Annotated in this window: 9 protein-coding genes; all 9 read left to right on the plus strand. The window is 66.6% G+C overall.

Annotated elements, in window-relative coordinates; all coding sequences use genetic code 11:
• Window positions 1-33 precede the first annotated feature (33 nt).
• Window positions 34-864: a transcription termination/antitermination protein NusG gene (nusG, locus tag KHP12_RS29710; protein WP_086880011.1), complete on the plus strand. Its 831-nt coding sequence runs from the start codon at window positions 34-36 to the stop codon at window positions 862-864.
• A 180-nt stretch (window positions 865-1,044) separates the two neighbouring features.
• On the plus strand, window positions 1,045-1,479 hold the full coding sequence (gene rplK, locus KHP12_RS29715) for a 50S ribosomal protein L11 (RefSeq protein ID WP_020869305.1): 435 nt from the start codon (window positions 1,045-1,047) through the stop codon (window positions 1,477-1,479).
• Between the two features lie 95 nt (window positions 1,480-1,574).
• Complete coding sequence (gene rplA, locus KHP12_RS29720; protein WP_037952865.1) at window positions 1,575-2,294, plus strand: 50S ribosomal protein L1; 720 nt, start codon at window positions 1,575-1,577, stop codon at window positions 2,292-2,294.
• Window positions 2,295-2,442: 148 nt separating this feature from the next.
• Window positions 2,443-3,333: an SCO4651 family lipoprotein gene (locus KHP12_RS29725; RefSeq protein ID WP_472911737.1), complete on the plus strand. Its 891-nt coding sequence runs from the start codon at window positions 2,443-2,445 to the stop codon at window positions 3,331-3,333.
• Window positions 3,334-3,609: 276 nt separating this feature from the next.
• Window positions 3,610-4,173, plus strand: coding sequence for a 50S ribosomal protein L10 (gene rplJ / locus KHP12_RS29730; protein ID WP_037952871.1), 564 nt, complete (start codon window positions 3,610-3,612; stop codon window positions 4,171-4,173).
• An 84-nt stretch (window positions 4,174-4,257) separates the two neighbouring features.
• The gene (gene rplL / locus KHP12_RS29735) at window positions 4,258-4,647 is read left to right on the plus strand and encodes a 50S ribosomal protein L7/L12 (RefSeq protein WP_037952872.1); all 390 of its coding nucleotides are present in this window, start codon (window positions 4,258-4,260) and stop codon (window positions 4,645-4,647) included.
• A 607-nt stretch (window positions 4,648-5,254) separates the two neighbouring features.
• On the plus strand, window positions 5,255-8,737 hold the full coding sequence (gene rpoB, locus KHP12_RS29740) for a DNA-directed RNA polymerase subunit beta (RefSeq protein ID WP_086880014.1): 3,483 nt from the start codon (window positions 5,255-5,257) through the stop codon (window positions 8,735-8,737).
• 98 nt (window positions 8,738-8,835) lie between these two features.
• Window positions 8,836-12,735 carry a DNA-directed RNA polymerase subunit beta' gene (locus KHP12_RS29745; RefSeq protein ID WP_086880015.1) on the plus strand — a complete coding sequence of 1,300 codons (3,900 nt, stop codon included), beginning with the start codon at window positions 8,836-8,838 and terminating at the stop codon, window positions 12,733-12,735.
• A gap of 330 nt (window positions 12,736-13,065) precedes the next feature.
• Window positions 13,066-13,437 carry a 30S ribosomal protein S12 gene (gene rpsL, locus KHP12_RS29750; protein WP_014054153.1) on the plus strand — a complete coding sequence of 124 codons (372 nt, stop codon included), beginning with the start codon at window positions 13,066-13,068 and terminating at the stop codon, window positions 13,435-13,437.

Genomic DNA, 13,437 nt, shown 5'->3' on the forward strand with positions numbered 1-13,437 from the left:
CACCCCCATTGAAGCCAGGAAGAAGCAGCCACAGTGTCTGACCCGAACCTGAACGACGCCGCCGAGCCCGTCGAGTCCCGTGAGGACGAGCTCGACATCGTCGAGGCGGCGGACTCCGACCAGGCTGAAGCGGCCGACGCCGCGGCGGGCGTTCCCGCCGAGGAGGACGCGCTGCACATCGAGGACGAGGACGCCCTCGAGACCGAGACGGCCCAGGCGGACGACGCGGTCGAGACCGAGGCCGAGGTCGACCCGGTCGAGGCGCTCCGTGAGGAGCTGCGCGGGCTGCCCGGCGAGTGGTACGTGATCCACACCTACGCGGGCTACGAGAAGCGCGTGAAGGCCAACCTGGAGCAGCGTGCCGTCTCGCTGAACGTCGAGGACTTCATCTACCAGGCCGAGGTCCCCGAGGAAGAGATCGTCCAGATCAAGAACGGTGAGCGCAAGAACGTCCGGCAGAACAAGCTGCCCGGCTATGTGCTCGTCCGCATGGACCTGACGAACGAGTCGTGGGGCGTCGTCCGCAACACCCCGGGCGTCACCGGCTTCGTGGGCAACGCCTACGACCCGTACCCGCTGACCCTGGACGAGATCGTCAAGATGCTCGCCCCGGAGGCCGAGGAGAAGGCCGCCAAGGCCGCCGCCGAGGAGAGCGGTGTGCCGGCGCCGAGCCGCAAGGTCGAGGTCCAGGTGCTGGACTTCGAGGTGGGCGACTCGGTCACGGTCACCGACGGCCCGTTCGCGACCCTCCAGGCGACGATCAACGAGATCAACGCCGACTCGAAGAAGGTCAAGGGCCTGGTCGAGATCTTCGGCCGGGAGACCCCGGTCGAGCTGAGCTTCGACCAGATCCAGAAGAACTGAGTCTTTCCAGAACTGAGTCTCTTCACGAGAACTTCCGACAGGTCAGACGGGCTTTCGCGGCCGGTCTGACCTGCTCGGTTTTAAGGCGCACAGCTATACCCGTTATCGTTGTGCGGTATGCCTCCATCCGGATGATCCGGTTCGGAGGCGAACACCCTCTCACTAGGACCCGGAGAGAGCATGCCTCCCAAGAAGAAGAAGGTCACGGGGCTGATCAAGCTCCAGATCCAGGCCGGCGCCGCGAACCCGGCCCCGCCGGTCGGCCCCGCGCTGGGTCAGCACGGCGTCAACATCATGGAGTTCTGCAAGGCCTACAACGCCGCGACCGAGTCGCAGCGCGGCATGGTCGTGCCGGTGGAGATCACGGTCTACGAGGACCGCTCCTTCACCTTCGTGACCAAGACCCCGCCGGCCGCCAAGCTGATCCTCAAGGCCGCGGGCGTGGAGAAGGGCTCCGGCGAGCCGCACAAGACCAAGGTCGCCAAGATCACCCGCGACCAGGTGCGTGAGATCGCCACCACCAAGATGCCCGACCTGAACGCCAACGACCTGGACGCCGCCGAGAAGATCATCGCCGGCACCGCCCGCTCCATGGGCATCACGGTCGAGGGCTGACACTCCACGCGCGAGGGCCGACAGCCCCCGCGGCCACCTGTGGCAGGGCCAAGCGCTGGCCCGGACCACGAACTCCACAGACATCAGGAGCAAGAGTGAGCAAGCGCAGCAAGACCCTCCGCGCTGCGGACGCCAAGATCGACCGGGAGCGCGCATACGCCCCGCTCGAGGCCGTCCGGCTGGCGAAGGACACCTCCACCACCAAGTTCGACGCGACCGTCGAGGTCGCCATGCGCCTGGGCGTCGACCCGCGCAAGGCCGACCAGATGGTCCGTGGCACCGTGAACCTGCCGCACGGCACCGGTAAGACCGCCCGGGTCCTGGTCTTCGCGACCGGTGACCGTGCTGCGGCCGCGGAGGCCGCGGGCGCCGACATCGTCGGCTCCGACGAGCTCATCGACGAGGTGTCCAAGGGCCGCCTGGACTTCGACGCCGTCGTCGCCACCCCGGACCTCATGGGCAAGGTCGGCCGCCTCGGCCGGGTGCTCGGTCCGCGTGGTCTGATGCCGAACCCGAAGACCGGCACCGTCACCCCGGACGTGGCCAAGGCCGTCACGGACATCAAGGGCGGCAAGATCGAGTTCCGCGTCGACAAGCACTCGAACCTGCACTTCATCATCGGCAAGCTCTCGTTCGACGAGACGAAGCTGGTGGAGAACTACGCCGCGGCGCTCGAGGAGATCAACCGTCTCAAGCCGTCCGCCGCCAAGGGCCGCTACATCAAGAAGGCGACCCTGACCACCACGATGGGCCCCGGCATCCCGCTGGACGCCAACCGCACCCGCAACCTGCTGGTCGAGGAAGACGCCATCTGAGGCAGCCCCTGACCAGCGCACCACGGTGTGCAACCGCCGGGCCCCCGCACCGCGTCGAAGGTGCGGGGGCCCGGCGTCTTCCGTTGTCGGCCCCCTCCGCTAGAGTCACTCCGCAGACGTAAAAGAGAAATAAAAACTAGGGGGAGCCGTGCGCGGTACTCATGTCGGTGCGCGATGGGCGATAGCCGCTGGAAGCCTTGTTCTGATGGTCGGCCTCACCGCGTGCGGGAGCGAGAAGTCCGGCGATGACAAGGCCGGCGACAAGACCGGCGGCGACAAGTCCGGGCAGTCCGCGATGAGCCCGCTGGCGGCGCTCAAGCTCGCCTCGCAGCAGACGGACAAGAAGAACTCGGCCAAGGTCGAGGGCACCACCAAGATGGGCGAGCAGAACTCGCAGATGTCCGGCGACATGGACTGGGCCGACGGCATCCGGGCCAACATGTCCATCACTCAGAACGGTGGCGCCATCGCCTCCTCCCCGATCGCGGGCAAGCCGATGGACGCCAAGTACACCCCGGACGCCATGTTCCTGAACATGGGCGACGAGTTCGCCGCGCAGGCGGGCGGCGGCAAGCACTGGGTGAAGTACGACTACGACGTGCTGGCCCAGAAGGCGGGCCCCTCGGGCGCCTTCCTGAAGGACCAGATGCAGAACAACAACCCCTCGCGCTCGGTGGAGCTGCTGCTCGCCACGGGCAAGGTCAAGAGCGTGGGCAGCGAGGACGTGAAGGGCGTCAAGGCCACCCACTACACGGGCACGGTCAAGGTCTCCGAGATCGCCAAGATGCAGTCCAAGGAGCTCAGCCAGTCCGACCTGGACGCCCTCCAGAAGCAGCTGGAGACCTCCGGTATGGACACCGAGACCATCGACCTGTGGGTGGACGAGGAGAACCTGCTGGTCAAGAAGCGTGAGCAGGCGCAGAGCAGCAGCGGCGCCTACGACTCCACGGTCTTCTACTCGGACTACGGCACCAGCGTGACGGTCACCGAGCCGTCCTCCTCGGACACCGTGGACTTCCAGGACATGCTTCAGCAGTAGAGCCGATTTGCCTGGCCGCGGCCCGTTCGCGTAATCTCTCAACGAAGCCAAAGACCGCTGGTTGTCGCCGTGTCCCGCAAGGGATCCGGTGGCTGAAGGATCCGCTTAGCTGCGGGCGACCTGCGTAGGTGACCGAGGTTGCACTCCCGAACGGGCCGTGGGTCCGTGTCGGTCGAGTTACGCCCCGAGCGCCTGCGCCGGGGCGTTTTCGCGTTGTCTCAGTCTCCTTCCTTCAGACCGAAGCGGTCCTCATCACCCGGAAGGAGGCCGAGGCTCATGGCGAGTCCTGACAAGGTCGCAGCCGTCGACGAGATGCGGGAGAAGTTCCGCAACTCCAACGCGGCGCTCGTAACCGCGTACACCGGTCTCACCGTCGCGCAGCTGAAGGAGCTGCGCCGTTCGCTCGGTGAGAACGCTCAGTACCGTGTGGTGAAGAACACGCTGACCAAGATCGCGGCCAACGAGGCCGGGATCAACCAGCTCGACGACCTGTTCGCGGGTTCGTCGGCCGTCGCCTTCGTGACCGGTGACCCGGTCGAGGCGGCGAAGGGTCTCCGTGACTTCGCCAAGGACAACCCCGCTCTCGTGATCAAGGGCGGTGTCCTTGACGGCAAGGCGCTGTCCGCCGACGAGATCAAGAAGCTCGCGGACCTCGAGTCCCGTGAGGTGCTGCTCGCCAAGCTGGCGGGTGCGATGAAGGCCAAGCAGTCCCAGGCTGCCGCGCTCTTCCAGGCCCCGCTGTCGAAGTTCGTCCGGACCGCCGAGGCGCTCCGGCAGAAGCAGGCCGAGCAGGGCGGTGCCGACACCCCGGCTCCCGCCGAGGCCGAGGCCGCCGAGTAATCAGGCCCCGGTCGCAGCGGGCCCGGAAGCCCGCCGACATGTACATCCGGCACCACCTGCCGAATTAGTGGAAGGACCGCCACCATGGCGAAGCTCAGCCAGGACGACCTGCTCGCGCAGTTCGAGGAAATGACCCTCATCGAGCTCTCCGAGTTCGTGAAGGCCTTCGAGGAGAAGTTCGACGTCACCGCCGCCGCCCCGGCCGCCGTGGTCGCCGCCGCCCCGGGTGCCCCGGGCGCCGCTGCCCCGGCCGAGGAGGAGAAGGACGAGTTCGACGTCATCCTCACCGGCGCCGGCGACAAGAAGATCCAGGTCATCAAGGTCGTGCGTGAGCTGACCTCCCTGGGTCTGAAGGAGGCCAAGGACCTCGTCGACGGCACCCCGAAGCCGGTCCTCGAGAAGGTCAACAAGGAGCAGGCCGACAAGGCCGCCGAGTCCCTCAAGGGCGCCGGCGCCTCCGTCGAGGTCAAGTGACCCCTCGAGGTCGGATGACCTCGCGGCCCGCCGCCACACGCCCGTAGGACGTCCGGCGGCGCGGCCCGGTTCCACGCCAGGGGCGATCACCCGTTCGGGTGGTCGCCCTTCGGCGTTCCCGTGACGGTTACATTGCCTTATGGGCTTGTGGAGGTAGGGTGATCTTCGTTGCCCGTCGCCACGCCCTGTGACGATCTCGCCGGAGTGGGGGGCCTTGACGAACGGCACGCAGCGCGCAATTCTCAGGACGCGACGTCACACCGATCCGAAAGTCCGAGGCATGGATCGTCGGCGAAGCGGGCAGTATCGATATGCGCATCGACAGCGCGGGCTGCCGACAGGGCGTGAGAAGACAACGAGGGGCGCGCCCCTCACCGGAGGGAGAGATTGGCACTGCCGGTCTCAGAAACTCGGCGCTGGACATCAGTGTGCCAAGTGGCTACACTGACCCTTTGCGCTGCCTGTTAGCTGCTCCCTGCCCGTCACCAGGGGCATACCCACCTTCGAGCACTACTGATGAAAAGGCCCTGACCAGGGATTTCATCCATGGGCTCTCGGTGGGACCGGTACGCGCGTAGTGAGTCCGAGCCCTCGGAAGGACCCCCTCTTGGCCGCCTCGCGCAACGCCTCGACTGCCAATACGAACAATGGCGCCAGCACCGCCCCGCTGCGCATCTCCTTTGCGAAGATCAAGGAGCCTCTCGAGGTTCCGAACCTCCTCGCGCTGCAGACCGAGAGCTTCGATTGGCTGCTCGGCAATGCCGCGTGGAAGGCTCGCGTCGAGGCTGCGCTGGACAGCGGTCAGGACGTCCCCACCAAGTCCGGTCTGGAAGAGATCTTCGAGGAGATCTCCCCGATCGAGGACTTCTCCGGGTCGATGTCCCTGACCTTCCGTGATCATCGTTTCGAGCCGCCGAAGAACTCGATCGACGAGTGCAAGGAGCGTGACTTCACCTACGCCGCTCCGCTCTTCGTCACGGCCGAGTTCACCAACAATGAGACCGGTGAGATCAAGTCCCAGACGGTCTTCATGGGCGACTTCCCGCTCATGACCGACAAGGGCACCTTCTGCATCAACGGCACCGAGCGTGTCGTCGTCTCGCAGCTGGTCCGCTCGCCGGGTGTCTACTTCGACTCCTCCATCGACAAGACGTCCGACAAGGACATCTTCTCGGTCAAGGTCATCCCCTCCCGTGGTGCCTGGCTGGAGATGGAGATCGACAAGCGCGACATGGTCGGTGTCCGCATCGACCGCAAGCGCAAGCAGTCCGTCACCGTCCTCCTGAAGGCGCTCGGCTGGACCACCGAGCAGATCCTCGAGGAGTTCGGCGAGTACGAGTCCATGCGCGCCACCCTGGAGAAGGACCACACCCAGGGCCAGGACGACGCGCTGCTCGACATCTACCGCAAGCTGCGCCCGGGCGAGCCCCCCACGCGGGAGGCCGCGCAGACGCTGCTGGAGAACCTCTACTTCAACCCGAAGCGCTACGACCTGGCGAAGGTCGGCCGCTACAAGGTCAACAAGAAGCTGGGCGCGGCCGCTCCGCTGGACGCGGGCGTGCTGACGGTCGAGGACATCATCGCCTCGATCAAGTACCTGGTGAAGCTGCACGCCGGTGAGACCGAGACCGTCGGGGACAACGGCCAGTCCGTGGTCGTCGAGACCGACGACATCGACCACTTCGGCAACCGCCGCATCCGTAACGTCGGCGAGCTGATCCAGAACCAGGTCCGCACGGGTCTGGCGCGTATGGAGCGCGTCGTCCGCGAGCGCATGACCACTCAGGACGTCGAGGCGATCACGCCGCAGACCCTGATCAACATCCGGCCGGTCGTCGCCTCCATCAAGGAGTTCTTCGGCACCAGCCAGCTGTCGCAGTTCATGGACCAGACGAACCCGCTGTCGGGTCTGACCCACAAGCGCCGTCTGAACGCGCTCGGCCCCGGTGGTCTGTCCCGTGAGCGGGCGGGCTTCGAGGTCCGTGACGTGCACCCCTCGCACTACGGCCGCATGTGCCCGATCGAGACGCCCGAAGGCCCGAACATCGGTCTGATCGGCTCGCTCGCCTCGTACGGCCGGGTCAACGCGTTCGGTTTCATCGAGACCCCGTACCGCAAGGTCGTCGAGGGTGTCGTCACCGACGAGGTGCACTACCTGACGGCCGACGAGGAGGACCGCTTCGTCATCGCGCAGGCCAACGCGCCGCTGACGAACGATCTGCACTTCGCCGAGAACCGCGTCCTGGTCCGCCGCCGTGGCGGTGAGGTCGACTACATCCCCGGCGACGACGTCGACTACATGGACGTCTCGCCGCGCCAGATGGTGTCGGTCGCGACCGCGATGATCCCGTTCCTGGAGCACGACGACGCCAACCGCGCGCTCATGGGCTCGAACATGATGCGCCAGGCCGTGCCGCTGATCAAGGCGGAGTCCCCGCTGGTCGGCACCGGCATGGAGTACCGCTGCGCGGTCGACGCCGGCGACGTCATCAAGGCCGAGAAGGACGGTGTCGTCCAGGAGGTCTCCGCCGACTACGTGACGGTGGCCAACGACGACGGCACCTACACCACCTACCGGGTGGCCAAGTTCTCCCGCTCCAACCAGGGCACCTCCTTCAACCAGAAGGTCGTCGTGGACGAGGGCGCGCGGGTGATCGCCGGCCAGGTGCTGGCCGACGGCCCGTCCACCGAGGACGGCGAGATGGCGCTCGGCAAGAACCTCCTGGTGGCGTTCATGCCGTGGGAGGGCCACAACTACGAGGACGCGATCATCCTCAGCCAGCGTCTGGTGCAGGACGACGTCCTCTCCTCGATCCACATCGAGGAGCACGAGGTCGACGCCCGGGACACCAAGCTGGGCCCCGAGGAGATCACCCGGGACATCCCGAACGTCTCCGAGGAGGTCCTGGCCGACCTCGACGAGCGCGGCATCATCCGCATCGGCGCCGAGGTCGTGGCCGGGGACATCCTGGTCGGCAAGGTCACCCCGAAGGGTGAGACCGAGCTGACCCCGGAGGAGCGCCTGCTGCGCGCGATCTTCGGTGAGAAGGCCCGTGAGGTCCGTGACACCTCGCTGAAGGTGCCGCACGGCGAGATCGGCAAGGTCATCGGCGTGCGCGTCTTCGACCGCGAGGAGGGCGACGAGCTGCCGCCGGGCGTGAACCAGCTGGTCCGCGTCTACGTGGCGCAGAAGCGCAAGATCACCGACGGTGACAAGCTCGCCGGCCGCCACGGCAACAAGGGCGTCATCTCCAAGATCCTTCCGGTCGAGGACATGCCGTTCCTGGAGGACGGCACCCCGGTCGACATCATCCTCAACCCGCTGGGTGTCCCGTCCCGAATGAACCCGGGGCAGGTCCTGGAGATCCACCTCGGCTGGCTGGCCTCCCGGGGCTGGAAGGTCGAGGGCTCCGAGGAGTGGATGCAGCGGCTCCAGGCGATCGGCGCGGACGAGGTCCAGCCCGGTACCAACGTCGCGACCCCGGTCTTCGACGGCGCCCGTGAGGACGAGATCGCCGGTCTCTTCGACTCGACGATTCCGAACCGCGACGGCGACCGCCTGGTCCAGTCGTCCGGTAAGGCCCGGCTGTTCGACGGCCGCTCCGGCGAGCCGTTCCCGGACCCGATCTCGGTCGGCTACATGTACATCCTCAAGCTGCACCACCTGGTGGACGACAAGCTGCACGCCCGGTCCACCGGTCCGTACTCGATGATCACCCAGCAGCCGCTGGGTGGTAAGGCTCAGTTCGGTGGCCAGCGCTTCGGCGAAATGGAGGTGTGGGCGCTGGAGGCTTACGGCGCCGCGTACGCCCTCCAGGAGCTGCTGACCATCAAGTCCGACGACGTGACCGGCCGCGTGAAGGTCTACGAGGCCATCGTCAAGGGCGAGAACATTCCCGAGCCCGGCATCCCCGAGTCCTTCAAGGTGCTCATCAAGGAGATGCAGTCCCTGTGCCTCAACGTGGAGGTGTTGTCGTCCGACGGCATGTCCATCGAGATGCGCGACACCGACGAGGACGTCTTCCGCGCTGCGGAGGAGCTCGGTATCGACCTGTCCCGGCGCGAGCCGAGCAGCGTCGAAGAGGTCTGACGGGTCTGGCCGGGGCGGTACGTACGCTCAGCCCCGGCCTCTCCCCGGACCCCCAGTCAGACCCGAAGACACGACCCTGAAAGAGGGATTGACGACAAGTGCTCGACGTCAACTTCTTCGACGAGCTGCGGATCGGCCTCGCCACTGCTGACGACATCCGTCAGTGGTCCCACGGTGAGGTCAAGAAGCCGGAGACCATCAACTACCGCACCCTCAAGCCCGAAAAGGACGGACTCTTCTGCGAGAAGATCTTCGGTCCGACCCGGGACTGGGAGTGCTACTGCGGGAAGTACAAGCGCGTCCGCTTCAAGGGCATCATCTGTGAGCGCTGCGGTGTCGAGGTCACCCGCGCCAAGGTGCGCCGTGAGCGGATGGGCCACATTGAGCTGGCCGCTCCCGTCACCCACATCTGGTACTTCAAGGGCGTGCCCAGCCGTCTGGGCTACCTGCTCGACCTCGCCCCGAAGGACCTCGAGAAGGTCATCTACTTCGCCGCCTACATGATCACGTGGGTGGACGAGGAGCGCCGCACGCGCGATCTGCCCTCGCTGGAGGCCCATGTCTCCGTCGAGCGCCAGCAGATCGAGCAGCGCCGCGACGCGGACCTCGAGGCCCGCGCCAAGAAGCTGGAGGCGGATCTCGCCGAGCTCGAGGCCGAGGGTGCCAAGGCCGATGTGCGCCGCAAGGTGCGCGAGGGCGCCGAGCGCGAGATGAAGCAGCTGCGCGACCGCGCCCAGCGCGAGATCGACCGTCTCGACGAGGTGTGGAACCGCTTCAAGAACCTCAAGGTCCAGGACCTGGAGGGCGATGAGCTGCTCTACCGCGAGCTGCGTGACCGCTTCGGCACGTACTTCATGGGCGGCATGGGCGCCGCGGCGCTCCAGAAGCGCCTGGAGTCCTTCGACCTCGACGAGGAGGCCGAGAAGCTCCGCGAGATCATCCGGACCGGCAAGGGCCAGAAGAAGACCCGTGCGCTCAAGCGCCTGAAGGTCGTCTCCGCCTTCCTCCAGACCCGGAACAGCCCCAACGGCATGGTGCTGGACTGCATCCCGGTGATCCCGCCGGACCTGCGTCCGATGGTGCAGCTGGACGGTGGCCGCTTCGCGACCTCCGACCTGAACGACCTGTACCGCCGTGTGATCAACCGGAACAACCGGCTGAAGAGGCTCCTGGACCTCGGTGCCCCCGAGATCATCGTCAACAACGAGAAGCGCATGCTTCAGGAGGCTGTTGACGCCCTCTTCGACAACGGCCGCCGTGGCCGTCCGGTCACCGGCCCCGGTAACCGTCCGCTGAAGTCCCTCAGCGACATGCTGAAGGGCAAGCAGGGCCGGTTCCGTCAGAACCTGCTCGGTAAGCGCGTCGACTACTCGGCCCGTTCGGTCATCGTCGTCGGCCCGCAGCTCAAGCTGCACCAGTGCGGTCTGCCCAAGGCCATGGCGCTGGAGCTCTTCAAGCCGTTCGTGATGAAGCGCCTGGTGGACCTGAACCACGCGCAGAACATCAAGTCGGCCAAGCGCATGGTCGAGCGCGGCCGCACGGTCGTGTACGACGTGCTCGAAGAGGTCATCGCCGAGCACCCGGTGCTGCTGAACCGTGCGCCCACCCTGCACCGCCTCGGTATCCAGGCGTTCGAGCCGCAGCTGGTCGAGGGCAAGGCCATTCAGATTCACCCGCTCGTGTGCACCGCGTTCAACGCGGACTTCGACGGTGACCAGATGGCCGTGCACCTGCCGCTGTCCGCGGAGGCGCAGGCCGAGGCCCGCATCCTGATGCTGTCCTCGAACAACATCCTCAAGCCGGCCGACGGCCGTCCGGTGACCATGCCGACCCAGGACATGGTGCTGGGCCTGTTCTTCCTCACCACCGATGAGGAGGAGCGCGAGGTCGTCGGTGAGGGCCGTTCCTTCGGCTCCACCGCCGAGGCGATCATGGCGTTCGATGCCCGGGAGCTCTCGCTCCAGGCGAAGATCGACATCCGCTTCCCGATCGGCACCGTCCCGCCCCGCGGCTGGACCCCGCCGGTGCCGGAGGAGGGCGAGCCCGCCTGGCAGCCCGGTGACAGCTTCCGGCTGCGCACCACGCTGGGCCGCGCGCTCTTCAACGAGCTGCTGCCCGAGGACTACCCGTTCGTCGACTACTCGGTGGGCAAGAAGCAGCTCTCCGAGATCGTCAACGACCTCGCCGAGCGCTACCCCAAGGTCATCGTCGCGGCGACGCTGGACAACCTGAAGGCGGCCGGTTTCCACTGGGCCACCCGCTCCGGTGTCACCGTCGCCATCTCCGACGTGGTCGTGCCCGAGGCCAAGAAGGCCATCATCGAGGGCTACGAGGCGCAGGACGAGAAGGTCCAGAAGCAGTACGAGCGCGGTCTGATCACCAAGGACGAGCGCACCCAGGAGCTGATCGCGATCTGGACCAAGGCGACCAACGAGGTCGCCGAGGCGATGAACGCGAACTTCCCGAAGACCAACCCGATCTTCATGATGGTCAACTCGGGCGCGCGCGGAAACATGATGCAGATGCGTCAGATCGCCGGTATGCGTGGTCTGGTGTCCAACGCGAAGAACGAGACCATCCCGCGGCCCATCAAGGCGTCGTTCCGTGAGGGTCTCTCCGTGCTGGAGTACTTCATCTCCACCCACGGTGCCCGTAAGGGTCTCGCCGACACCGCCCTGCGTACCGCCGACTCGGGTTACCTGACCCGTCGTCTGGTGGACGTCTCGCAGGACGTGATCATCCGCGAGGAGGACTGCGGCACCGACCGCGGCCTCAAGCTGGCGATCGCGACCACGGGCGCGGACGGCGTGCTCCGCAAGACGGAGGACGTCGAGACCAGCGTGTACGCGCGCTGCCTCGCCGAGGACATCGTCGTGGACGGGAAGGTCCTGGCCCCGGCCGGCACCGACCTGGGCGATGTGCTCATCGACGAGCTGGTCCGCCACAACGTGGAGACGGTCAAGACCCGCTCGGTGCTCACCTGCGAGTCCGCCGTCGGCACCTGCGCCATGTGCTACGGCCGCTCGCTGGCGACCGGCAAGTTGGTGGACATCGGCGAGGCGGTCGGCATCATCGCCGCCCAGTCCATCGGTGAGCCCGGCACCCAGCTGACGATGCGTACCTTCCACACCGGTGGTGTGGCCGGTGACGACATCACCCAGGGTCTGCCGCGTGTCGTCGAGCTCTTCGAGGCCCGTACGCCCAAGGGCGTCGCCCCGATCTCGGAGGCGGCCGGCCGCGTCCGGATCGAGGAGACCGAGAAGACCAAGAAGCTCGTCGTCACCCCGGACGACGGTTCCGACGAGACGGCCTACGGCGTCTCCAAGCGGTCCCGTCTGCTGGTGGGCGAGGGCGACCACGTCGAGGTCGGCCAGCCGCTGACCGTGGGTGCCGTCAACCCGCACGACGTGCTGCGCATCCTCGGCCAGCGCGCCGTCCAGGTGCACCTGGTGGGCGAGGTCCAGAAGGTCTACAACTCGCAGGGTGTGTCGATCCACGACAAGCACATCGAGATCATCATCCGGCAGATGCTGCGCCGTGTGACGATCATCGAGTCCGGCGACGCGGAGCTGCTGCCGGGCGAGCTCGTGGAGCGCTCGCGCTTCGAGGGTGAGAACCGTCGTGTGGTCCAGGAAGGCGGCCACCCGGCCTCCGGCCGTCCGCAGCTGATGGGTATCACCAAGGCCTCGCTGGCGACCGAGTCCTGGCTGTCGGCGGCGTCCTTCCAGGAGACGACCCGGGTGCTCACCGACGCGGCGATCAACGCCAAGTCGGACTCCCTGATCGGCCTCAAGGAGAACGTGATCATCGGTAAGCTCATCCCGGCCGGTACGGGCCTGTCCCGCTACCGCAACATCCGGGTCGAGCCGACCGAGGAGGCGAAGGCCGCGATGTACTCGGCCGTCGGCTACGACGACATCGACTACTCGCCCTTCGGCACGGGCTCCGGCCAGGCGGTTCCGCTGGAGGACTACGACTACGGTCCGTACAACCAGTAGGTCCGCGGACGGCTGGTATACGTTCACAGGGCGGTCACCCCATGGCGGGGGTGGCCGCCCTGCGGCTATGCTCCGGGTTGGTGTGTCCAGCGCGTGTGCATTTGTTTTGACCGGAGCCGATGCTATAGGTACGCTCTGACCTTGTGCCTGGGGTGTCCCTGGGCTCCTGTGCGCGCTTCCAGACCGCTCGGGGGCCCGAGGTGTCGACACCAACAATCTGCACTCTCTGACTTTCGCAGAGGGCTGCGGTGCGCGACACACCCGACCGCGTGGGTCGGAGAAACTCCAGGTTAGCTTTACCGAGACTGGCACACAGAAACCGGAGAAACGGTGCCTACGATCCAGCAGCTGGTCCGCAAGGGCCGCCAGGACAAGGTCGAGAAGAACAAGACCCCCGCCCTCGCGGGGTCGCCGCAGCGCCGTGGTACATGCACCCGCGTGTTCACCACGACGCCGAAGAAGCCGAACTCGGCGCTCCGCAAGGTCGCGCGTGTCCGGCTGAGCAGTGGGATCGAGGTCACCGCCTACGTCCCCGGTGAGGGGCACAACTTGCAGGAGCACTCCATCGTGCTCGTGCGTGGCGGTCGTGTGAAGGACCTGCCGGGTGTTCGTTACAAGATCATCCGCGGCTCCCTCGACACGCAGGGCGTCAAGAACCGCAAGCAGGCTCGCAGCCGCTACGGCGCCAAGAAGGAGAAGTAA

This window comes from Streptomyces asiaticus, assembly GCF_018138715.1.
In the GTDB taxonomy this organism is placed as follows: Bacteria; Actinomycetota; Actinomycetes; order Streptomycetales; family Streptomycetaceae; genus Streptomyces; species Streptomyces asiaticus.